The sequence below is a fragment of the Edaphocola aurantiacus genome (assembly GCF_019797745.1).
In the GTDB taxonomy this organism is placed as follows: domain Bacteria; phylum Bacteroidota; class Bacteroidia; order Chitinophagales; family Chitinophagaceae; genus Edaphocola; species Edaphocola aurantiacus.
The window spans coordinates 675,976-698,701 of record NZ_VOSI01000001.1 but is presented as its reverse complement, the minus strand read 5'-3'; the positions used below and the strand labels follow the sequence as shown (position 1 = coordinate 698,701).

General features: G+C 42.3%; 22 protein-coding genes. 9 read left to right on the top strand and 13 right to left on the bottom strand.

Annotated features, from left to right (window positions below; all coding sequences use genetic code 11):
- Positions 1 to 27 precede the first annotated feature (27 nt).
- Positions 28 to 672, top strand: coding sequence for an MgtC/SapB family protein (locus tag FTD44_RS03000; protein WP_222165091.1), 645 nt, complete (start codon positions 28 to 30; stop codon positions 670 to 672).
- A 45-nt stretch (positions 673 to 717) separates the two neighbouring features.
- Here FTD44_RS03000 and FTD44_RS02995 read toward each other — a convergent pair whose 3' ends face one another.
- Positions 718 to 1,035, bottom strand: coding sequence for a hypothetical protein (locus FTD44_RS02995; protein WP_222165090.1), 318 nt, complete (start codon positions 1,033 to 1,035; stop codon positions 718 to 720).
- A 54-nt stretch (positions 1,036 to 1,089) separates the two neighbouring features.
- Positions 1,090 to 1,413, bottom strand: a complete 324-nt coding sequence (locus FTD44_RS02990) for a hypothetical protein (RefSeq protein ID WP_222165089.1) — start codon at positions 1,411 to 1,413, stop codon at positions 1,090 to 1,092.
- Positions 1,414 to 1,646: 233 nt separating this feature from the next.
- Between FTD44_RS02990 and gap the strand changes: the two genes are divergently transcribed.
- Both gap and FTD44_RS02980 read left to right on the top strand, forming a co-directional pair.
- Positions 1,647 to 2,660: a type I glyceraldehyde-3-phosphate dehydrogenase gene (gene gap / locus FTD44_RS02985; protein ID WP_222165088.1), complete on the top strand. Its 1,014-nt coding sequence runs from the start codon at positions 1,647 to 1,649 to the stop codon at positions 2,658 to 2,660.
- A 118-nt stretch (positions 2,661 to 2,778) separates the two neighbouring features.
- A complete protein-coding gene (locus tag FTD44_RS02980; protein ID WP_222165087.1) occupies positions 2,779 to 4,011 on the top strand; it encodes a DEAD/DEAH box helicase in 1,233 nt (410 codons plus the stop codon).
- A gap of 60 nt (positions 4,012 to 4,071) precedes the next feature.
- Here the strand turns inward: FTD44_RS02980 and FTD44_RS02975 are convergent, their stop codons facing one another.
- On the bottom strand, positions 4,072 to 4,686 hold the full coding sequence (locus FTD44_RS02975; protein WP_222165086.1) for an outer membrane beta-barrel protein: 615 nt from the start codon (positions 4,684 to 4,686) through the stop codon (positions 4,072 to 4,074).
- A 5-nt stretch (positions 4,687 to 4,691) separates the two neighbouring features.
- On the bottom strand, positions 4,692 to 6,020 hold the full coding sequence (locus FTD44_RS02970; protein ID WP_222165085.1) for a bifunctional folylpolyglutamate synthase/dihydrofolate synthase: 1,329 nt from the start codon (positions 6,018 to 6,020) through the stop codon (positions 4,692 to 4,694).
- Positions 6,021 to 6,194: 174 nt separating this feature from the next.
- On the opposite strand from FTD44_RS02970, the gene FTD44_RS02965 reads away from it, so the two are divergent.
- A complete protein-coding gene (locus FTD44_RS02965) occupies positions 6,195 to 8,114 on the top strand; it encodes a T9SS-dependent choice-of-anchor J family protein (RefSeq protein ID WP_222165084.1) in 1,920 nt (639 codons plus the stop codon).
- A gap of 119 nt (positions 8,115 to 8,233) precedes the next feature.
- Positions 8,234 to 8,968 carry a T9SS type A sorting domain-containing protein gene (locus tag FTD44_RS02960; protein WP_222165083.1) on the top strand — a complete coding sequence of 245 codons (735 nt, stop codon included), beginning with the start codon at positions 8,234 to 8,236 and terminating at the stop codon, positions 8,966 to 8,968.
- 78 nt (positions 8,969 to 9,046) lie between these two features.
- Here FTD44_RS02960 and FTD44_RS02955 read toward each other — a convergent pair whose 3' ends face one another.
- Positions 9,047 to 10,084 (bottom strand): T9SS type A sorting domain-containing protein, encoded by a 1,038-nt coding sequence (locus FTD44_RS02955; protein WP_222165082.1) that lies wholly within the window; start codon positions 10,082 to 10,084, stop codon positions 9,047 to 9,049.
- A 622-nt stretch (positions 10,085 to 10,706) separates the two neighbouring features.
- Between FTD44_RS02955 and FTD44_RS02950 the strand changes: the two genes are divergently transcribed.
- Positions 10,707 to 11,855, top strand: coding sequence for a hypothetical protein (locus FTD44_RS02950; protein WP_222165081.1), 1,149 nt, complete (start codon positions 10,707 to 10,709; stop codon positions 11,853 to 11,855).
- A gap of 87 nt (positions 11,856 to 11,942) precedes the next feature.
- On the opposite strand, the gene FTD44_RS02945 is transcribed toward FTD44_RS02950, so the two are convergent.
- The 6 genes from FTD44_RS02945 to FTD44_RS02920 form a co-directional block, all read right to left on the bottom strand.
- On the bottom strand, positions 11,943 to 12,749 hold the full coding sequence (locus tag FTD44_RS02945; RefSeq protein ID WP_222165080.1) for a YoaK family protein: 807 nt from the start codon (positions 12,747 to 12,749) through the stop codon (positions 11,943 to 11,945).
- An 11-nt stretch (positions 12,750 to 12,760) separates the two neighbouring features.
- The gene (locus FTD44_RS02940) at positions 12,761 to 13,216 is read right to left on the bottom strand and encodes a hypothetical protein (protein WP_222165079.1); all 456 of its coding nucleotides are present in this window, start codon (positions 13,214 to 13,216) and stop codon (positions 12,761 to 12,763) included.
- 12 nt (positions 13,217 to 13,228) lie between these two features.
- Complete coding sequence (locus FTD44_RS02935) at positions 13,229 to 13,735, bottom strand: hypothetical protein (protein ID WP_222165078.1); 507 nt, start codon at positions 13,733 to 13,735, stop codon at positions 13,229 to 13,231.
- 151 nt (positions 13,736 to 13,886) lie between these two features.
- A complete protein-coding gene (locus tag FTD44_RS02930; protein ID WP_222165077.1) occupies positions 13,887 to 15,284 on the bottom strand; it encodes an ATP-binding protein in 1,398 nt (465 codons plus the stop codon).
- 17 nt (positions 15,285 to 15,301) lie between these two features.
- On the bottom strand, positions 15,302 to 16,003 hold the full coding sequence (locus tag FTD44_RS02925; protein WP_222165076.1) for a response regulator transcription factor: 702 nt from the start codon (positions 16,001 to 16,003) through the stop codon (positions 15,302 to 15,304).
- A 152-nt stretch (positions 16,004 to 16,155) separates the two neighbouring features.
- Positions 16,156 to 17,541, bottom strand: a complete 1,386-nt coding sequence (locus FTD44_RS02920) for a LutB/LldF family L-lactate oxidation iron-sulfur protein (protein ID WP_222165075.1) — start codon at positions 17,539 to 17,541, stop codon at positions 16,156 to 16,158.
- A 257-nt stretch (positions 17,542 to 17,798) separates the two neighbouring features.
- Here FTD44_RS02920 and FTD44_RS02915 point away from each other — a divergent pair, with 257 nt between their 5' ends.
- From FTD44_RS02915 to FTD44_RS02905, 3 genes are read left to right on the top strand one after another with little or no spacing between them, the layout of a single operon-like run.
- A complete protein-coding gene (locus FTD44_RS02915; RefSeq protein WP_129020741.1) occupies positions 17,799 to 18,494 on the top strand; it encodes an LOG family protein in 696 nt (231 codons plus the stop codon).
- A gap of 2 nt (positions 18,495 to 18,496) precedes the next feature.
- On the top strand, positions 18,497 to 19,153 hold the full coding sequence (locus tag FTD44_RS02910; RefSeq protein ID WP_222165074.1) for an O-methyltransferase: 657 nt from the start codon (positions 18,497 to 18,499) through the stop codon (positions 19,151 to 19,153).
- A 23-nt stretch (positions 19,154 to 19,176) separates the two neighbouring features.
- On the top strand, positions 19,177 to 21,018 hold the full coding sequence (locus FTD44_RS02905) for a glucosaminidase domain-containing protein (protein WP_222165073.1): 1,842 nt from the start codon (positions 19,177 to 19,179) through the stop codon (positions 21,016 to 21,018).
- A 73-nt stretch (positions 21,019 to 21,091) separates the two neighbouring features.
- Here the strand turns inward: FTD44_RS02905 and FTD44_RS02900 are convergent, their stop codons facing one another.
- Both FTD44_RS02900 and panB read right to left on the bottom strand, forming a co-directional pair.
- The gene (locus FTD44_RS02900) at positions 21,092 to 21,766 is read right to left on the bottom strand and encodes a YggS family pyridoxal phosphate-dependent enzyme (protein ID WP_222165072.1); all 675 of its coding nucleotides are present in this window, start codon (positions 21,764 to 21,766) and stop codon (positions 21,092 to 21,094) included.
- Between the two features lie 7 nt (positions 21,767 to 21,773).
- Complete coding sequence (gene panB, locus FTD44_RS02895) at positions 21,774 to 22,589, bottom strand: 3-methyl-2-oxobutanoate hydroxymethyltransferase (protein ID WP_129020745.1); 816 nt, start codon at positions 22,587 to 22,589, stop codon at positions 21,774 to 21,776.
- Positions 22,590 to 22,726 lie beyond the last annotated feature (137 nt).

The window sequence follows — 22,726 nt, the reverse complement described above, 5'->3', positions numbered from 1 at the left end:
TAGCAATTAAATTAAAACGGTATAACCATGAATGTGTACTCTATTGGCATCCTCTACGAAGAATTTGTAATGATCATCCTATCCATTGTGATCGGGTTGGCCATTGGTGCAGAGAGAGAGTATAAAGGCAAGTCTGCCGGCCTGCGTACATTTATACTGGTCTCTTTCGGGTCCTGTATGTTTACCATTCTGTCTATAAAGATAGGGGTACAAAGCTATGACCGTATTGCGGCCAATATCATAACCGGTATCGGTTTTCTGGGTGCGGGGGTAATCTTTAAAGAAGATAACAAGGTAGGGGGTATTACTACTGCGACTACGATCTGGGCTACGGCCTCTCTAGGTATGTGTGCCGGCTCCGGGCATTTGTACCTCGCCATCCTGGGTACGATCATTGTGCTGGTAGTACTGGCATTCCTTTTTCCGTTACAAAAATTAATCGATGATCGTAATCGTGTGAGGTTGTATAAAATCAGTACCGCTAACCTGGATGATGTTGCCTATTGTCAGCAATTGTTTGAGCAGCATAAGCTACGTTACATGCTGGAAGGACAAAAGAATACAGAAAGTGTGCTAAACAGCAGCTGGACGGTAGCGGGAAAGCGCTCTGATCATGATGCCTTTACCCGGGAGCTGATTGTCAGTCCTAAAATCAAGGGATTTCAATTTTAAATATAAAAGGCGCTGTGTACAGCGCCTTTTTAGTGTCATTTGTATTTAATCTTTCTTTGCCTTCAGTTTTCTGGCCAGTTCTTCCTGGCATGGTAGGGTATCGTCCAGCAGCTTTTTCATTTGTTCCGCGTCCAGATTCTCTCCGATTACAGCCAGATCTTCGTATGAATACTTCTTTAATAAGCGTTCCAGTGTACAGTTACAATACTCCTTAGCCAGTTTTTCAGAAATCGTGCCTTCTTTTGTTGCAGAGTTGACACAGGCATCTATATAGGATTTTTTAAAGGCCTTCTCTTCTTTCCTATTCTGGGCAGACAAGGTAAAGGGTAGCAGAACCAAGGCTGATAATAAGATCTTTTTCATATAAAGCATTATTTAGGTTTATGGGATAGGATTGCTCGATTTCAATGAAGCTTATTAATCTTTATTTTTTTTCAGCTTCTTGACCAGTTCATCCAGGCAGGGCTGTGTCGCTGCACGCATAATTAATGCTGATTCTTCCTCGCCTTTCTCCGAAATGGCGGTTACTTCATCCATGGTATACTTTTTAGACAGGAGCTCAAAAGAACAGGCACAGTATTCCTTTGCCATCTTTTCGGAAATGTCACCACCTTCTGTGGCAGAACCGACGCAGGCATCCATGAATTCTTTTTTAAACTCTTCCGTGTATGTTTTTTGTTTATTCTGTGCCAATACTGAAAGGGGCAGAAGGGCTAAAGCTGAAAGTAGAATTATCTTCATAAAAAATGATTGTGTTTAAGTGAATATGCAGAATGAAGGTACAAAAATTAGTGTGTTTCTTGATACCGGAGCGATGGATTTGCCTGATTTATATGTTTTTTGTATTATATATACCCGGATTGAATACAATTATTGCTAATAATTGGCTAAATCCCCTCTTGTCCCTTATGTAATATTTATTTTGCATACCTTTGCACAAATTTTCATTCACACCCATTAAATTTTTTATAAAAATGAGTAAAGTAAAAGTGGCCATCAATGGTTTCGGTCGTATCGGACGTTTAGCTTTTCGTCAAATCTTCAACCTGGAAGGTATTGAGGTAGTTGCCATCAACGATTTAACCAAACCAAATGTGTTGGCGCATTTATTAAAATACGACACTGCTCAGGGTCGTTTCAACCAGGACGTTACCAGCTCTGAAAATGCAATTACAGTAAACGGTAATGAAATCAAAATATATGCAGAGAAAGATCCTGCAAATATTCCTTGGGGACAACATGAGGTAGATGTGGTATTAGAGTGTACCGGCTTCTTTACTGATGCTGATAAAGCTCAAGCTCACATTACTGCAGGTGCTAAAAAAGTAGTAATTTCTGCTCCTGCTACCGGTGATTTGAAAACTGTAGTATTCAACGTAAACCACGATATCCTGGATGGTTCTGAAACAGTAATCAGCTGTGCATCTTGTACAACTAACTGTCTGGCTCCAATGGCTAAAGCGCTGCACGATAACTTTGAAATCAAAGTTGGTCAGATGACTACCGTACACGCTTACACTAACGATCAGAACACACTGGATGCTCCTCACTCAAAAGGTGATCTGCGTCGTGCTCGTGCTGCTGCAGAAAACATCATTCCTAACTCTACAGGTGCTGCTAAAGCAATCGGTTTAGTATTACCTGCTCTGAAAGGTTTACTGGATGGTGGTGCACAACGTGTTCCTACTGTTACTGGTTCCCTGACTGAATTAACTACCGTTCTGGGTAAAAAAGTAACTGCTGAAGAAGTAAATGCTGCAATGAAAGCTGCTGCTAACGAATCTTTCGGTTACAACGAAGATGAAATCGTTTCCAGCGATATCATCGGTACTTCTTACGGTTCTCTGTTCGATGCTACACAAACTAAAGTGATTACTGTTGGTGATTACCAAATGGTAAAAACAGTTAGCTGGTATGATAACGAAATGAGCTATGTATCTCAACTGGTTCGTACCGTTAAATACTTCGCACAACTGATCTCTAAATAAGATTTAGTCTGACGATAAATGCAAAGGCCGGTTATAAAACCGGCCTTTGTCTTTTTATTACCCTAACTTTGCAGCAATAATTTTAATTTTTTCCCGATAAATACCCGATTAAGCATATATGAAGTTTGAACAATACCAGATAGCCACAGAACTGAAAAGAGGCCTTGAAGAACTGGGTTTCCGGAAACCGACTGATATTCAGTTTAAGACCATCGGACCAGTACTGCAGGGCAATGATGTGCTGGCGGTAGCACAGACCGGTACCGGTAAGACGGCTGCTTTTGTGATACCGATATTGCACAAACTGATGTATGTAAAACATCCGCCACAGGAAAATGAAGCCAAATGCCTGGTGATGGTGCCTACGCGCGAACTGGCCATCCAGATTGCCAGCGTATTCCGAAGCATTGGAAAGTATACCAGGATGAAGACTACTGTCTTGCTGGGTGGGGTAGAGCAGGATCACCAGATCGAGCAATTGCAGAATGGTACCGATATCCTGATCGCTACTCCGGGCCGTATGTTTGACCTGATCTACCAGAAAAAACTGAACCTTAACCACGCCGAGATACTGGTGTTGGATGAGGCCGATCTGATGCTGGATTATGGCTTTATCAAAGATATACGTGATGTGATCAAGTTTCTGCCGGATTACCGTCAGACGCTGTTCTTCTCTGCTACGATCAATAGTGAGATCAAAGAGATTGCCTACAGCATTGTGCGCAACCCGATCCGTATACAGATCTCTCCGAAAGATCCTGTATCGAAAAATGTTACCCACTTCGTGGCACATATCGAGAAGGACGATAAACGCTTCTTCCTGGAGCGACTGGTAAGAGAACATCCTGAAGCTAAAATATTGATTTTTGTGCGTACCAAAGTACGTGCAGAGCGTGTTGCTGCAGCAATGGAACGGGTAGAAATCAAAACCCTGACGATGCACAGCGGCAAAGATCAGAAAGAGCGTGCAGAAATTATGGATGCGTTTAAATCAGGTGAGGTGAAATTACTGATTACGACCGACCTGAATGCACGTGGAGTAGATATTCCTAATGTGGATTATGTGGTCAATTATGACCTGCCAGATGAGTCTGAAAATTATGTACACCGTGTTGGACGTACCGGTCGTGGCATGGCTAAGGGGATCGCTTATACCTTCTGCAGCAAAGATGAGCTGGCTATACTGAAAGATATTGAGCAATACCTGGGTAAGAAGATCAACCAACTGGAGATAGATGCAGCCACCTATTCAGACACTATTGTATTTACAGAAGATGTAAAGGACAATAACTGGAAAGCGCTGATGAAAGCAGAAGAGGAGTACCTGGAAAAGAAGAAAAAGAAGAAATAAAAGAGCATAAAAAAAGGAGGGCAATCGCCCTCCTTTTTTTATGCTCTTTTATCAGGATCTTTACAGTCCGAAACCGACACCCAGTTGGATATGCTGCGTTCTCCAGCGTTCATCTACAGTAGTGTTATTGCGGTCAGAAATGCCGAATGCATAGCGTGCAGATACGTTAAGATGCAGCGGCAGTCTTATTTTCAGGCCTACAACACCAGATACATAACTTTCTTTGTAGACATTCTTCACTTCAGTAAGGATATTATCCTTGTCACTCATGTCCACCACTTTGGTAAACTGCGGACCAAATTCCAGCCAGGTAGCCGGGAATACTTTAACTCCCAACAATACCGGTACAGATAATTCTGTAAAATCAAATGCTGCATTGCGCACTTGCTCCTTGCCATTCTGGATATAGGAGTGGTAAATATCATTAAAGTTATCGCCGGTAATCATGCGTGTCTGGGTAAATAAACCTTCTGCCACCAGGCTCATTTTCTCGCCCCTGATGCCCAGGTATACTCCGCCGAACGGGAAAACTTTGTAATTATTTTCAATTTGATCGCCGGTCGTTCGGTAAACGTTGGCTCCGATTTTAATTCCGGCCATAGGCTCTTGTGCTATTGCTGTAAGCGACAGACAAGCTGCACCAATAGTAGCCAGGAATGTACTTATTTTCTGCATAGTTCTTATTTTTTTAGTTTATCCAAATAGTCCAGCGCCTCACCAACTATGAAGAAGCTGCCGGTAATTAAAATAGTGTCTTCTGCCTGTGCATGGCTCAGTGCTGCAGCTACAGCTGCGGTTACTGTATCATATGCTGCACCTTGAAGATGCTGTTCTGCTGCGATTTGGGTAAGGGTTGCCGCAGGTAAGGCACGGGGTACCTGTGCCTGTGTGAAGTAGTACCTGGCTGTTGCGGGCATGATGGACAGGGCTTGTGGAACATCTTTATCTGCAACAAATCCGGTAACGATGTGTAAGTTACCACTTTTAAAGACAGCTTGCTCCAACTGACCGATAATTGTATGAATACCACCGGGGTTATGGGCCACATCAAGAACAATATTCGGTCCCGTCTGGATCCAGTCCCAGCGGCCTCGTAAACCTGTCGATTTTTTCACGGATTGCAGCGCATCAATACAGATCTCTTCAGATACATTCCAGCCTTTTTGCTGCATCAGGCGAACTGCGGTCAGTGCTGTCATAATATTCTGTGCCTGGAAATTGCCCAACAGATCGGTCTTCACGTTCAGGATACTCATCTGCGCCTTATCAACGATCTTCAGCTCTTGGTTACTGGCCGATCGGCCGGCGTATACGGCATCGAATAATTTGTCTGCAAACACAAGGCTGGTCTGGTTTAAGATCGCCACTTTAGAGAACACGGGTTCTGTTTCCGGCTGGCTCAATCCGATCACTACGGGTATGCCGGGTTTGATAATGCCAGCTTTTTCACCTGCGATTTTCGCCAGCGTATCGCCCAGGATCTGCGTATGATCCAGGCTGATATTGGTGATGACAGACAGTTCCGGTATAATAATATTAGTACTGTCCCAGGTACCACCCAGCCCGGTTTCAATAATAGCAATGTCTACAGCTTCGTCGGCAAATACCTGGAAAGCCATAGCCACATTCAATTCGAAGTAGGAAGGTTTGATCTCTGTGATTAGCTCCGTATGGTCATTGATAAATGCAGCGAGTTGCAGCTCAGTAATTGGCACACCATTGATGCGAATGCGCTCACGGATATCTATGAGGTGCGGAGAGGTATATAAACCGGTTTTATAACCTGCATGCTGAAAGGTTGCAGCCAGGATATGGCTGGTACTGCCTTTGCCATTAGTACCGGCGATATGAATGCTTTTGAATTTTTGTTCCGGGTGGCCAAGGTGGGCTACCAATGCTTTAATCTTGTCCAGGCTTGGGTTTAAAGCCTGTGCGCCTATTTTAGAGAACATAGGCAATTGATCCATCATAAAGGATACCGCTTCGGTATATGATAATTGCTGCTTCAACGAAAATAATTATGAAGCACAAAAGTATTGTAACAAAACATGTTATGCGTCAAAATAAACAAATTGTAAAAAAAAATATTTTTTTATTAGCATTTTTTGTATAATTTCATCTTCTATAATTTAACCGATTATTAAAATAGCATTATTTAACTGTTAAAAAACACGTTGTTGAAAATGAAAAGAAGTTTACTATTATTAGGTACATTCCTGACTTTAGCCGGAGTATCTAATGCGCAAAAATTAGCATTATACGAAGAGTTCTCCGGTGAAAACTGTGCTCCTTGTGCTGCTCTGAATCCTGCATTGATGACTTTAATCAATGCTAACCCTTCAAAAGTACTGTTACTGAAATATCAGTCTCCGATTCCTTCTGCGGGATCTATATACCTGACTAACACTGTATTTACTGATAACCGTATGGGTTATTATTCTGTACCGTTCGCGCCATATGGCCGTATTAACGGTAAAGTAGTAGGTACTGGTTCTAATGCAGGTAACATCAGCATGACTACACAGGCGATCATTGATGGTGCTGCTGCTGAGGCATCTAACTTTACTATTGCAGTAAGCAATCCTACTTACAATGCTGATGGTCAAACCTTCACTGCAACTGTAACGGTAACTGCTACTACTGCTAACACTACAAATAACTTAAAATTACGTTTTGCATTAGCAGAAGAGCTGCAATATGCAACTGCTCCTGGTAGCAATGGTGAAACGCACTTCCAGAATGTAGTTCGTCAGATGTATCCTAACGCGGATGGTCAGACTGTAGATGCTGCATGGACTGCTGGTCAAGTAAGAACATACACTGTTACAGGTTCTATTCCTTCTTACGTAAGCGCTACAGCTCCTACACGTATGTTCGTTGCTTTCCTGCAAAACGAAACTACTAAAGAGGTCCTGCAAGCAGGTAAAACAGGCAACATCACTATCACTAAACCAGCGGCTGATGCATCAATCACTGCGGTTACTATTCCAAGTGATCTGACTTGTCAGTTACCAACTTCTTTAAACAACGTTACTACTACCATTAAAAATACGGGTACTGCTGCGTTAACTACTGCTACTGTTTACTACCGTGTTGGTACAGGTGCATGGCAAACAGCTACCTGGAATGGTAACCTGGCTGCTGGTGCAACAGCTAACTTCACTTTACCTGCAATCAGCGTAACGACTCCTGGTCAAATCTCTATCCAGGATTCTATCGCATTGCCAAATACAAAAATTGACCTGAATGCTTACGATAACAGCGGTTCTGGTGTAATTACTGTATTAGATCCTGCTGCTGTAAACATTCCTTTATCTTACGATATGGAAGCTGTTAACGCTGCGTGGGTGAGCTATGCAAGTGCTGATAAAGCACCAATGGTTCGTGCATGGTCTGGTAGCGCTAGCCAACCTTTAGGTTATAACAACTCTACTTACTTCCTGTACTACCCGGCTCCGTACACTGATGCTGGTGATGTAGGTTTCTACATTTTCCCTAAAACAACGCTGCCTGCAGGTGCTAAAGCTGTAGATTTCTACCTGAGCTATGCAATGAGAGCTACAGTAGGTGATAAACTGGAACTGGTTTACTCTACTAACTGTGGTACTTCTTGGACTTCAGTTTGGTCTGCACAACAAGCTAACCTGGCAACAACAACGCCAACTGCATCTAACACATTACACCTTCCAACATCTGATACATGGAAATTACGTTCTATCGATATCAGCTCTGTACCTACTGATGCTTACTTAGCATTCCGTGCTACTTCAGGTGGTGGTAACTATATCTTCGTTGATAACATCAATGTAAGAACTGGTGAACCAACTGCTATCGGTGATGTAGTTGCAGAAAACAGCATCAAAGTTTATCCTAACCCAGTGGTTAATGAACTGAATGTTGAAATGGAAATGACTAAAGCTACTAAAGTTACTTTCACAGTAATGAATGCTTTAGGTCAAGAAGTAATGGCTCCGGTTGCTCAGAACATGAACAATGGTGTTCAAAGCACTAAACTGGATGTAACTGCTTTACCAGCGGGTATCTACTTCCTGAATATTGTAACTCCTAACGGAAAAACACAACAAAAATTTGTTAAAAAATAATATTTTTTAATATAAACACGACGAAAGGCCAATAAATTTTATTGGCCTTTCGTTTTTATATAGAATTTATACTTAAATTTGGTAATAAGTTTTTAAAAAAATTGATATAATATTAAATTATGAAAAAAGTTTTTACACTGTTGTGCGCTGGTTTTGGGATAGGATTGACATCCGCTTCAGCTCAGGTTTTTGAATTGGCTCGTCCTACGATGACTGCCTCTACTCCAGGTTATGCTGGTTCCAATTGGGATGATGGTGCAGTGAAACTGATCAATTACGTAAGAAATCTTGGTGCAGCGCCAATCACTGATTTGAAATGGCAGATCATCGAGAAGAACTTTCCGTTTGCCTGGACTTTATACACGTTCTGTGATAATGAAACCTGTCTGACAGAAGGCCAGATTCCACAGTACACTACTTCTCCTAAAACATTCCAGCCGATTGCGGTAGGAGATAGCTCTCTGTTTGAGCCTGCTTACAAAATCCCTACAACTGCAGATAATGGCGTAGGTACTTTAAAAGTACGTGTATATAATAATGCGCAGTCTGACACGGCTATTTTCATTGTAACAAAAACACCAACCGGTATCAACTCTATTAAAGTAAATGATAACCGCGTAACTGTTTATCCTAACCCTGCTGTTCAGGATGATGTTACAATCTTTGTAAACAAAGACCTGAAAGCTAAGTATACTAAAGTATACAATGTAATCGGTGCTGAAGTTGCTGTTGCAAATATCAATGGTGAATTAGCTCAGATCAATACTGCTGCCTTTGCAAAAGGTACTTATATTGTACAGGTAGTAGCCGCTGACGGTTCACTGGTTGCGACCCGTAAACTGATCAAAAACTAAGATTAAGGATTTCGATATAAATAAAGAGGGATGCGTTGTAACGCATCCCTCTTTATTTATATCGTATTGTAACTACAATTATTTCTGCAGTATTACTTTGAATTTTTCTTGTCCTGCCTGGATATAATAAGTACCGTTTGACAGGTTGCTCAGGTTCAGGTTTGTTTGCTGAGCACTTTGCTCAGATGCAACCTGTTGTACCTGGCCCAGGTTATTATAAACATATACCTGCTCTGTATTGCTTAAGCCAATCAGGCTGATATTGCCGCTTGTTGGGTTAGGGTAAGCCGTAACAGTAGCTTTAGCAGTTTTGCTGCCTTCTACAGAAACGATAGCAGAGTATTCATATGCTGCATTCATATCCATTTGCTTTAAACGATAGTATGCTTTTTTACCAGTATTCAGTTCAGAGTATTGATATGATAAAGCTTCTTTGCTATTACCTGCTACAGCTTGTGTTGCCACAAAACCAACAGTTGTCCATGATGTTGCATCATTGCTGCGCTCAATTTCAAAACCTTTATTGTTTTGCTCACTTAAGGTTTCCCAATACAGTACTGTATGCTGTCCTTTAGCTGCAACGGAGAATTTGCTTAAGGTTACTGGTAATGGAGCAATAGGAGTAGGCGTTCCTGTAGCGGTTGTATTTACACCCGGTGCATTTACAGCCAGTTTTACGCCATCCACGATATCATTAATTACATCATTGTCAGTATACAGTCCGGTTCCATTAACTTTTGCAGCTGCACCATTATTAGGACCATAAGAGGTCATGGTACCATTACGGGTTGCAACGGGAATGGATGAAGTGCTTTGTGCACTCTGGAAGTAGTTGTTATTTTTTGCAAAGAACACCTGGTAAGAATAAAAGTTACCACTATTACCCGTGCCGGTTACTGTATTCTTGTACGATAATTTAATGTTGTACTGGAAGTTACCTGGTCCGTAGTAGTTTACTACATCAATACCTGTAATGATGATCTGTGTGTTTACCGTATACCCGTTAGTAGAAGCGATCGGACTAATGGTGTACGCTACATCTGCACGTGCAGAGAGAGAGAAGGAAGTGATTGCCGTCAGGCATAATACAGCTCTTTTGAAAAACGATGTTTTCATGAATTTTGTTTGAGGGGATTAAACAAATGGTTAATAAATCTGGAGTACTCTTTGTTTTCATAGGGTTGGGTTGGTGTTCATAATTACATACTTAATTCATTATTAAATAACTGTTATGTAATTATTAGGCCGCAAAAGTAATTGTATGTACAAATAAATTAAAGCAAAATATGGTATATAACATCATATTAACTTCGGTTAACATAATCGCTATTACATATATTTATCAATAGTTTTTTTCTATCATACCGCTTTGTTTACCGCTAAAAAGCAAAATGGTTTTACGCATTCTTCAATTAATACTCAATATCTAAATCTGTAAAGATTGTTTGGGGGAGTATATGCCATAACCGTGCCAAAGAAAATATGTGTTGATTTTCAATCGATTACGCGTGTATTTTTGAATTTTATGTTCCATTTTCCGGAAAGGCATTCTGGATGCTGGAATGATTGACCTCAATTGTGCATCATTAACCCAATAGAACACCGGAATACTGATCGTTATAGGAAGCTTAAAATAGGGAAGTGGCAATATTAATTAATTGTTACCTTTTGATTTTCTTCGTATATTTATATTGTGAATTGCTTATGGAAAACAGGATATCAATGGGCGTTAAGCTGTATGCTGCTACTGGCGGGCTATAGCAGTTATGCGCAGACTATTGATATTTACAAAGAAGCATTTCAGATTCCGGCCATTGAGGTCGATTATCCACAGGTGCAAGGCCCGATTACTGCAGATAAGGTTGCAGTGTATGCAGCTGCATTTGATAACAGTAGTTTCCGGCAGGTGGCCACCGCGTTAAAAGAGTATAAAACAGCTCATCAGCTGAGCGACTGGATGTACTACCAGATGGTACGCAGAACAGCCAATTATTTCTATCACAAACCAGATAATTACGAAGGATACACTTTACTGAAATGGTATCTTATGCGTGCATCGGGCTATGATGTACGACTGGCGGTAATCGGAGAGCGGTTATTGTTTTATGTGCAGAGCAATGAGGAGGTATATGATATCCCTTTCTTTATGTACGAAAACAAGGCATACCTCTGTCTGAACAAACATGATTATAAAGATGTTGATTTTGAACATCAGCAATTATATAATGTTCCTTTACCAGCCAGTACAGTAGCATTAAAATCATTCTCTTATAAGATAAACCAGTTGCCGGATTTTACGGACGATAACTTTACCAATAAACTGATCGATTTTACATTTAATAATGTGGAGTATCAGTTTGATATTAAAGTAAACAAGTCTATAGATACCTTATTTGTCAACTATCCTGTACTGGATTATGATGCCTACTTCAATATTCCTTTGAGCAACAATACGTATGCTACGCTGATTCCTAAGCTGAAACAAGTGACTAAAAAGATGTCGCAAAGCCAGGGTGTAGAGTACCTGATGGAATTTGTGCGGAATGCTTTCCAGTATGAAAGTGATATTGTCGCCACAGGCAAAGAACAGCGCTTCTCTCCTGAACTTACGCTGATCAATGACAAAAGCGATTGCGATGACCGCATAGCCTTGTTCTATTTCCTGGTAAAAGAAATTTACAATTTACCTATGGTTGTCGTGCGTTATCCGACACACGTGATGCTGGCTGTGAAGCTGGATAAAACGAAAGGGAAAACCGTGTCTTACAACAACCAGGAGTATGTGATCTGTGAGCCGACGCCACAGGCCCGTAATCTGAAAATTGGACAGATGGCAGAAAAGTACAAAAACCAGCCATACGAAATTGCTTATGCCTACCATCCTTAGATAAGCATAAAAAAAATGGTGACAGAAGAATCTGCCACCCTAATACACCTACTATATGTAGAACAAAACGTCTTTATATTGGTACTGCTATTGCAGTACCATTTCATTTCTGTTATTTTTGGAAATTTCAGTACCGATCTTTTCCGGGGTTTCTTCTTCCTCACCTTTCTTACGGATTCTCAGTAACCGGTTTACAGATCTTATTTTATACAGGTCATACACAATTACAAACAGCAGGAACAAGCTCACAATATAGAATACCTTAAACTTCAGGAAACTGTACCCCATACTCGATACCAGGGCTCCTGCCAGGTACGAGGCAAATATGCTGACGAGTAATTTGGCCTTGTCTATGATATGCTGTTTATTACGGTATTCTTTATGGGTAAACATAGAGAAGAGTATAGCCAGGTCCGTAGTAGCACCGGTAAGGTGGGTTGTCTTCACTGCGAAGTTGGAAATACTTGCAGTAAGGCCATTCTGCAGTCCCATAGCAAAAAGCATCAGCAATAGCAGTACCTCAGTCTCCATAAGCGTATCCTTATAATAATAGCTGCCGTAGACACCTACAAACAATAAACACGCCATCTCCAGTATGATGGGCATAGCATGCGCCAGGTAAGCATTACGCTTGTTGAAGTGGATGACAATAAAGTTGGATAAAAAGCTTCCGAAAAAGAAAGAAGATATCCATATGGCTACAACCGCAAACTGGTACAGATTGCCCTTGATCAGTTCCGACATCATCACCGCGTAATAACCGGTAACGTTAGAACTGAAGGAAAAAAACAGCAGGAAGGAGGCTACATTCACCATACCGGCTACGAAAGCCGTAAGGGTGCCCAGTTTGATATTATCACTCAATGTTCTGCTATTGCTATATTTCCGTAACATAATTTCTTTCTTTAAGTCTTCTCAAAAATTAATTTTGCTGATTCTTTTATATGCATGTCTGATAAATAATTCAGTTCGATCTTATCTTGCTCTACTGTCGAGATATCATAGTGTTCTGTCACCTCCCCGTCGGTAATCTCCAGCACATTGCCCCTTCCTTTCAGCGACCACCTCATGGTCTTGATCGTATCGTCATGTTTGGTCAGGAGCAAGACACCATTCTTTTTGAAATTCCAGGTTTCTCCGGTATGGATGCGAACGCCTTCTTCATTGGCAGTGGCGATCCTGTTCTGTTTATCCGCCAGCTGGTGTAACAGGAAACGGTCTGCTTCTTTGTATTCCCAGGCGGCCTCTTTCCAGATACCTAAAAAGTTTTTCTCCGGAGTCTTCAGTTTTGCGAAGAGCAGGTATGCCGGACTCAACAGCAGCAAAAAGGCCAGGGTGTATATTACTTTTCTCAGTATCATAATGTTCTGTTTTTAGCGGCTCAGGGCCACGTTATTATTGAATAGGGAAGAGATATCTGCCGTATCTGCGTTCTTAGGAATTTCCTGTTCACAGTTCAGTTTAGTGACCGGCGTTTCAGCCCTAAGTGCATATCTGGTGATGTCGAAACTCTTCTTGTTATGGGGTTTAAAGGGCAATTGTTCCGAAAGGATAATCTCATCGATCCTGTTACCGGTAAGGTAGTTCTCAAAAGCACTCTGGTTATGCCCGGTGAAAATGTCGATATGGACATTGCGTAATTTGCTGTCGTACTTATTCTGCAGAATTTTCACAGCATCTTCAAAGTGCTCAATATTCAGCTCTTTCAGTATGCGGTATTTAGAGAAAAAAAGCAGGTCGCTTATAGAATCAGACAAGGTTTGGCCATGTACCAGGACAACATCCAATACTGCTTCCTTACTACTTTTCTGTAAATAATGCTTTAATACATTTAAGGATTCAATTGAGAAATCGGTTGGCAATAAAATCTTGTGCGCCATAATCGAACGTTTTTTTGATGTACAATGCAAAAGTAGTTCGGGCACATTAGAGGCTCCTAAGAGCCATGTAAGAATCAGATTAAAATAAACGGGGTGAAATTAGAATCGGATTAGAATCCGTTTCTTAACAGTTCTGTAGCAGATTTGACATTTAGTTACCATTTGCAATAGGCAGGTCTATCTGTACGGTAGTACCTTTGTTCTCCATAGCCCTTACGGTTATCTTGCCGGAGTGCATCCGTATAATATTGCGGGTGAGGGGCAGGCCTATACCATAACCCTCATAGTTCTTCGTATTGGATGCACGGAAGAACGGATCGTAGATATACTTCAGTTCATCATTCGGAATGCCGATGCCGGTATCTCTGATGATGATAAATACTTTTTCATTAGAAGAACCAATGGATACATGCACCATCTGGTTGTCGGAATATTTACAGCCATTACTGATGATGTTGGTAAAGGCCAGGTGCAGCAATTGCTCGTTGCCCACCACCCTTAGCTTCTTGGAATTTTCAGGCAAGAGGCTGGTATCGAAATACACCTTATTCTGCTGATCCAGTTTCTCGATTGTAGCGATACAATCCCATAACAACTGATCTATGCGCAGTTTTTCAAACTTCTGTACTTTTCCGTCAAACCCGGTCTGGGCCAATGACAGCAGGGCTTTGGTCTTACGGTCCAGCTTTCCGGCTTCGTCCAGAATGATAGAAAGGGTCTCGATATATTCTTCCGTAGACCTGATCTTGGAGAGGCATACATCAGCCGTACCGATAATGCCCGTCAGGGGAGTGCGCAACTCATGTGAGGCGTTGCTGATAAAGTTATTCTGTGTTTCGAAAGATGTTTCGATGCGGTTAAGCATATCATTAAACGTAGCGATAAGCTTATTCAGTTCATTGTTATACTTCTCCTCATCCAGGCGTAAGTGCAGGTTTTCGGAACTGATCTGTTTTACCCTGTTGGTAATCCTGTTGATAGGTTTAAATATATTCTTGGATACATATACAGAAGCGATCAATGCAATCAGTGTAGCAATTGCAATGGACACCAGCAGGGTACGCTGCAGGTATTTGATCAGCTTGTTTTCGAAATAATTCTCCGCAGAGGCGATTACATAATAGGTTACACCCCTGTATCGGTACAGAACCCCCTTGTACAGAATTTTATCGTGGATATATTCGGCATCTCCTGTTTTGTATAGTGTGGTGAAAAAGCTCAGGGGAACCGATACAGAGTCGGCCAGTTTCTGTTGTTGCGGGACAACGGGTTCTGAAACTTTGAATACATAGTCATTCTCGTTTTTCAGTTTCTCCGCAACTTCTTTATGTATGGCATTGTAGCCCGATACGAAAGCAGAGTCCTGGTGTGCCGCATCGATGCTGATCTTTGCAACCGTATTGGCCCGGATCTTAAGGGTGTTGAAAAAATCGTCATACATATAATTGTTGATCGAGATATACACGATCACACCAAGAATAATGGTCAGGCCGATGATGGAGAAGAACAGCATCATGATTGCCTTGAATTGTATGTTGATTTTTGCCATGCGGGAAAATTAAACTGCTATTCACTCTTTAGTACATACCCCATACCGATAACGGTATGAATCAGTTTGTCCTGATTGTATCCCTCAATCTTTTTGCGCAGGTAATTGACGTAAACATCCACTACATTGGTAGACATATTGAAGTCTACATGCCAGACCTTCTCCAGTATCTCCATACGGGACAGAACCTTGTTTTTGTTTTGGAGAAAGTACAAGAGCAAGCGGTATTCGGTGCTGGTCAGCTGTATGTCTATACCGTCGCGGGTTACCTTTTTAGTATAATCGTTGAGGATCAGGTCATCTATAGTATATATAGCTTCCTGCTCTTCTGGGTGTATGTGCTCCTGGTCATTATTGCCGGTGCGGCGCAGCAGGGTTTTGATGCGGGCTACCAGCTCTATAAACTTAAAGGGCTTCACCAGGTAATCATCTGCGCCGGCCTCCAGGCCAATCACGACATTTTCTGAAGTGCCCAAAGCCGTAAGGAACAGGATAGGTACTTTGGTATTTTTTTTACGAATGGCTTTACATACTTCCAGACCATTCATTTCCGGGAGCATGATGTCCAGGATAATCAGGTCAAAAGCATTCTGATCTGCCATAGACAAGCCCGTTTGGCCATCCAGTGCAACACTGACTTCATAACCATCCTCACTAAGTCCTTTTGTAATAAAAGAGACTACATGGGCTTCATCTTCTACCAGTAATATTCTGTTCATCTATTCAAAATGTCTTGGGTATACCGTATTGCTGCAGCTGCAGACTATAAGGCCGAAGATAAAGAAAATCTGTATAAGCTTTTCCTTTTTAGGGATTTATGACTAAGCAACGACTTAAAATATAAAGGCTGCCCTGAGGCAGCCTTTATATTTTAAGTCGTTTTATTTTTCTGGTATTCTTTCCAGATTTTAGCAAAATTCTTTTTCGGGAATACCGGTGTAACCCTCGATTCGCCCCACATCGGTGCAAACAGCTTTGTGAATATTTTATTCTTCATATTGCTGCTCGCCATATTCATCAGCGGACGGTAGGAAACCCCTGTGCGGAACAGCTTCCAGCCCAATCTCTCTTTTACCTCACTATTGCCCTCATCTACAAAAATACTGCGGTTCTCCAGTAGCATTTCATGGATGTTGATCTTAACCGGGCATACCTCGGTACAGTTGCCGCAAAGGCTGGAGGCAAAGCTCAGGTGACCGTTTTCCTGCATACTGGTCAGGTGTGGCGTAATCACCGCACCGATAGGACCACTGTAGGTTGTGCCATAAGCATGGCCACCGATATTTTTATATACCGGACAGGCATTCAGGCAGGAGCCACAGCGGATGCAGTACATACTCTCCCTTACTTCTTTACGCAGCAGGTTAGTACGTCCGTTATCCAGCAGGATCACATACATCTCTTCCGGGCCATCCATTTCATTGGCGGTCTTAGGTCCGAAAAACAAGGTGTTGTATACCGTTAATTTCTGACCTGTACCGAATGTAGATAACAGCGGCCAGAAATGAGCAATGTCTTTTAAAGAGGGGATGACCTTCTCAATACCCACAATGGCAATATGCACCTTGGGTAAGGTAGTCGTCAGTCTGCCGTTACCCTCATTTTCTGTCAGGGCAATGGCACCGGCATCAGCAACAATAAAGTTGCCACCGGTAATGCCGATATCAGCAGTTATAAATTTAGAGCGTAATCGCTCCCTGGCAATAAGGGTCAGTTCTTTAGGACTCAGGTTAGGTGCCACGCCCAGTTTCTGGTGAAACAGTTCTGCGATATCCTCCTTGCTTTTGTGCATGGCAGGAGTCACGATATGGTATGGTGGCTCATCATCCAGCTGCTGTATATATTCACCAAGATCTGTCTCTACAGACTCAATGCCCAGCTTCTCCAGGAATCGGTTCAGGTGTATCTCCTCCGTTACCATCGATTTGGATTTCACCACACTTTTCGCCTTCACCTTATCACAGATAGCAGCAATAGCGGCCAGTGCCTCATCAGCATCTTCCGCCCAGATTACTTTTCCGCCTTGTTCACAGAATTTCTTTTCGAAGGTCTCCAGGTGCCTGTCCAGTTCTTCAATAGCTTTCCATTTAATGTTTTTGGCCCTTTTACGCGCCATCTCCAGGTCGGCATACTGTTTCTTTCCGTTAACTACCGCCGTATTGTACTTGTCAATATTAAACGCAATGGTTTTGCGATGTTTGGCATCATTAACCTTCTCCTTACTTTTCTCCAGGAATATATCTTTAATCTCACTCATAAGCAGTAATCCTTGCTATTCAGGCACTAAGATAAGGCGATTATGGTAAAATATGCCGACAAGCTTGTGACAAGTCTCGAAAAAGGCAGGCCGGTATAAGATATAAGCAGAATATTTATGCTGTATTTTGCTGATATTCATTCGGTAGGAGCAGTTTGGGCATAAATTTAAAGAAAATGTGAAACTGCATGCAAACAGGCAGGCATAACCGTTATTAATAGTATCTTTGACGCTTAATCAATACCATATTTTTTTTAATGGAGTATTTCAAAAAGGTCAGAGAGAGAGATTGGACAGAACCTAAAGCACATTCCAGCTGGCAGATTTTTAAAATTATGGCCGAGTTTGTTGAAGGATTTGAAAAGCTGAATAAGATTGGTCCTTGTATTTCCATCTTCGGTTCGGCAAGAACGAAGCCAGAAGATAAATATTATAAATTAACGGTAGAGATCGCTCAGAAGTTGTCTGAGATCGGTTTCGGAATCATCAGTGGTGGTGGCCCGGGTATTATGGAAGCCGCCAATAAAGGTGCCTATGAGATCGGTGGTAAATCAGTGGGACTGAACATTTTTCTGCCTCATGAGCAACACCATAACCCATATTTAGACATAGATAAGAACCTTAGCTTCGACTATTTCTTTATCCGTAAGCTGATGTTTACCAAATACGCTCAGGGCTTCATTATGATGCCGGGCGGATGGGGTACTATGGATGAATTTTTTGAAATTGCTACCCTGGTACAAACGCAGAAGTCTATCAACCTGCCCCTGATCTGTGTAGGCAAGTCCTACTGGCAGGGCCTGTTTGACTGGATGAAGAGCACCATGCTGGAAACACACCATAATATCAGTGAGCAGGACCTGGACCTGATCAAGATATATGATACTGCAGATGAGGTAGTAGATTATATCAACGAATTTTATGCCAATAATAAACTGGTCCCTAATTTCTAAGCATGGAGGCACAATATCAGATCACTTCAGAAGCGATCAATACATATGCAGAGCAATATTCTACACCGGAAACACCGGTACTGAAGGCGCTCAATGAAACGACCGTGGCTGAGGTAAGGGGCGCACAAATGCTGTCCGGTGCCCTGCAGGGATCGTTCCTCAGCATGATCAGCAAACTGATTCGTCCTGAAAATATACTGGAACTGGGTACCTATACCGGTTATTCTGCAATATGCCTGGCACAGGGATTGCAGGATGGCGGGCAGCTGCATACTATCGATACAGATGATCAGCTGCAGGCTATACGGGATCAGTACTGGAAAGAAGCGGGACTGGAGCAGACTATAGTACAGCACATAGGGCCGGCAGCAGAGGTATTACCACAAATCAATACAACCTTTGATTTGATCTTTATAGACGCCGATAAGAAAAACTACGGCGTATATTTTGATATGCTGATCGATCAGGTACCAGTAGGCGCCTGTTTTATAGCCGATAATGTTCTGTTCCATAGTGAGGTGGTACAACCCCTGGAAAACCAGAGCAAGTCCGCTAAATATATGCACGAGTTCAACGAGAAAATAAAACATTCAGACCGTGTAGAGCAGGTGATATTACCTATCCGTGATGGGATTACCCTGATCCGTAAAATTAAATAAGTAACTAAAAACTAACATAGAGTATGATGAGCAGACCATTTTACGGACTACTAGCTGCAGGCTTACTATTCACTTGCAGCACCGTTAAGGCCCAAACTCAGAATAAAGATATACTGGATTATATTGCAAAATATAATTCGGTGGCTATTGAAGAACAGCAGAGAACCGGTATCCCGGCGGCCATTACCCTGGCACAGGGTATACATGAGTCTGCCAGTGGCAAAAGCGAACTGAGCCTCAATGCACACAATCATTTCGGTATTAAATGTAAAAACACCTGGACGGGTGAAACATATACCTATACCGATGATGCAAAGGATGAATGTTTCCGTAAATATGAAAGTGATATGCATTCCTATAAAGATCATTCTGATTTTCTGAAAGGGAATGCCCGTTATGCTGCTTTATTTGCACTGGAGCAAAGCGATTATAAAGGCTGGGCTTTCGGGCTGAAGAAATGTGGTTACGCGACCAATCCGCAGTATGCCATAAAACTGATCGACCTTATTGAACGATATGATCTGCAGCAATACACCCTGGCTACTAATTACAAAGCAGTCAGCAGTACCGATGGTGCAATCGCCTCTACGGATAAATACTTTGGGGTGAGCAGCAGTACACAGGATACCGTACCACGTAAGACCAGACGCCGTACTGATGATGGTAATGTGTTTGCCAATGTACCGGCTGAAGAGGATGCCGCACCAGCTGCAGCGAAATATACCATGGCTCCTGCACAGCAGGGCAGTACAGGATTTTATGAGCTCACTACCCGTAACGGACTGAAAGGTTTTTATGCCCCTAAAGGCGAACTTTTATTAAGTGCTGCTAACAAGTTTAATGTACGCTATGCCAAACTGCTGGACATCAATGACCTTGCAGATGCACCATTGCCGGAGGATATGTTTATCTACCTGAGTCGCAAAAATAAAACCGGTTATGAGCCTACGCATACCGTAAAATATGGTGAGACGGTAAGCATTATTGCACAGGATCAGGGTATACGTATGAAAGATTTGCTGGCATTCAATCAATTATTGCCGGGAGAAGAGCCTGCTGAGGGTAGTGTACTATACCTGCAGGGTATGGCTCCGCAAAAACCAGACCTGAGCCGTCAGCAATTTAATACCTCTAAATATAATACAATTGAACGCAGTACACCGGCATCAAGCCAGGAGTACATTGCGACAGGCAATAAGCCTAAATATACCAGCGAACCGAATGATCCTAAAATGAAAGCATTGCAGGAACAGGAAATGCAGGCGCTGGATAAGCGTACTGCAGAAGCAACAACTACAGAAGAATTTAATATTGCCAATGAGCCAGCTGTAGAAGAACAGATCGCTGCAGAAAGAGGAGATGAGGAAGAAGTAGCTGCTCCAAAGGGAACATCGGCTACCGCTAATGCGGAACTGTCTTCTCTGGATAAATTGAAAGCTAAATTGGACAGATCGGTATACGGAAATACCCCGCCGGCTGAGCAAAATGTAACTACACGACCAGCTGCAAAAAATAAACCAGGCGTAGCGGTAAATGCAAACCCGGAAGTGAATCCGGCGGCATCTATTGATACCCGCAGTGCACATGCCAGTCTGAAAAGCAAAATAGATCAGCATCAGAAAGAGCTGCAGGACCAGCCTGCACCGGTAGTGGAGCCATACAGAGCACCGCAGACTTCTGCCCCGGTACGCACTCCGGCTCCCAACGTGGCCAAAAGTAACAATGGCGTTCACATTGTGAAAAAGGGAGATACTGCATTCAGCATTGCCAAAAATTATGGTATCAGTCTGGATCAGCTGATCAAATGGAATAAATTGCCATCAAGTGGTGCCGTGACTGTAGGTTCGAAGCTGAAAGTTAAATAAGAAACCAAAGAATTCATAACAAGAATGGGTGCCGCAACTTGCAGCACCCATTCTTTTGTTTTATAATCTTTATTTAAGCTCTTCTGCCAAACAGCAGGCTTCCGATCCGCACCATATTAGCACCTTCATCAATCGCCAGCTGGTAGTCGCCGCTCATACCCATAGATAATGTATCAAAGGTAGACTGGCCCAGGAAGGCACTGCCTTTCATGATTTCGAAAATCTGTTTCAGCTGACCAAACTCTGCCCTTACCAGTTCAGTGTCTTCAGAAAAGCTGGCCATACCCATAAGTCCGCGAACACGCACATGACTCAGGTTCGCTTTTTCGATTTCAAAATAATCACTGAAGTGGCTCAGGTCTGTTTCGTCAAAACCGAATTTAGTCTCTTCCTGCGCAATATGTACCTGCAGTAAGCAATCTATCACGCGGTTGTTCTTTTTACCTTCCTTATTGACCTCTTCCAGTAACTTAATACTGTCGATACCATGTATCAGGTGTACAAACGGAGCAATATATTTAACCTTATTGCGTTGCAGGTGCCCGATAAAATGCCATTGTATATCTGCCGGTAATTCGCTTTGTTTTTGTACTAATTCCTGTACATAGTTCTCTCCAAAATCTCTCTGGCCCAGATCATACAATTCCCGGATATCGCTTGCAGGCTTGATCTTGGATACTGCAACAAGCGTAGTGCTTTTAGATTTTAATTCAGAAATAATTTCCTGGTAAGCAATCTTATTGACCATCCCTTGATTAGTATTGTTCTTTTTCGTTAGGGAAATCGCGACTCTTTACATCGGCAATATATTGAGCCGTCGCATTATGGATATCGTCTCTGAGGTTGGCATAACGACGCAGGAATCTTGGAGAGAAATCCTTTGTAATGCCGAGCAGATCATGCATCACCAATACCTGGCCATCTACATGCATACCCGCTCCGATACCGATAACCGGGATATGCAGCTCCTCGGCTACGCGCTTGCCTAACTCTGCCGGAATTTTTTCCAGTACCAGTGCAAATGCTCCCGCATCCTGTACAGCATGCGCATTTTTGATCAGTTCTTCTGCTTCCTCTTCTTCTTTAGCCCTTACTGTATAAGTCCCGAATTTGTAAATCGATTGCGGTGTAAGGCCCAGGTGGCCCATTACCGGAATGCCCGAAGTGACAATACGCGTAATGGAATCGCAGATCTCAATACCGCCTTCCAGCTTTACCGCATGGGCACCGGCTTCCTTCATAATCCGAATGGAAGAGTTGAGTGCTTCTTTACTATTGCCCTGGTAGGTACCAAAAGGCATATCGCATACCACAAAACAACGTTTGGCGCCACGCACTACAGAGCCCGCCATGAAGATCATCTGATCCAGGGTGATCGGCAATGTAGTCTCATGACCTACCATTACATTAGAGGCCGAGTCGCCCACCAGGAGAATATCAATGCCCGCTTCATCGAAAATACCGGCAAAGGCATAATCGTATGCGGTGATCATGGATATTTTTTCCCCTTTTAATTTCATCTTCTGAAGGGTGTGGGTAGTTACTCTTTTGATTTCGCTATGTACTGACATCGTGGTTAATTTTAGAGAAATGATTTTTCAAAAGTAAGGCTTTATTTAAACTTGCGGATAATAATTGTCTATACATATTATATGGGAAAAGCATGATTCACCCGGTGAAATATTGCATTTAATGTCTTTTGTTTTTA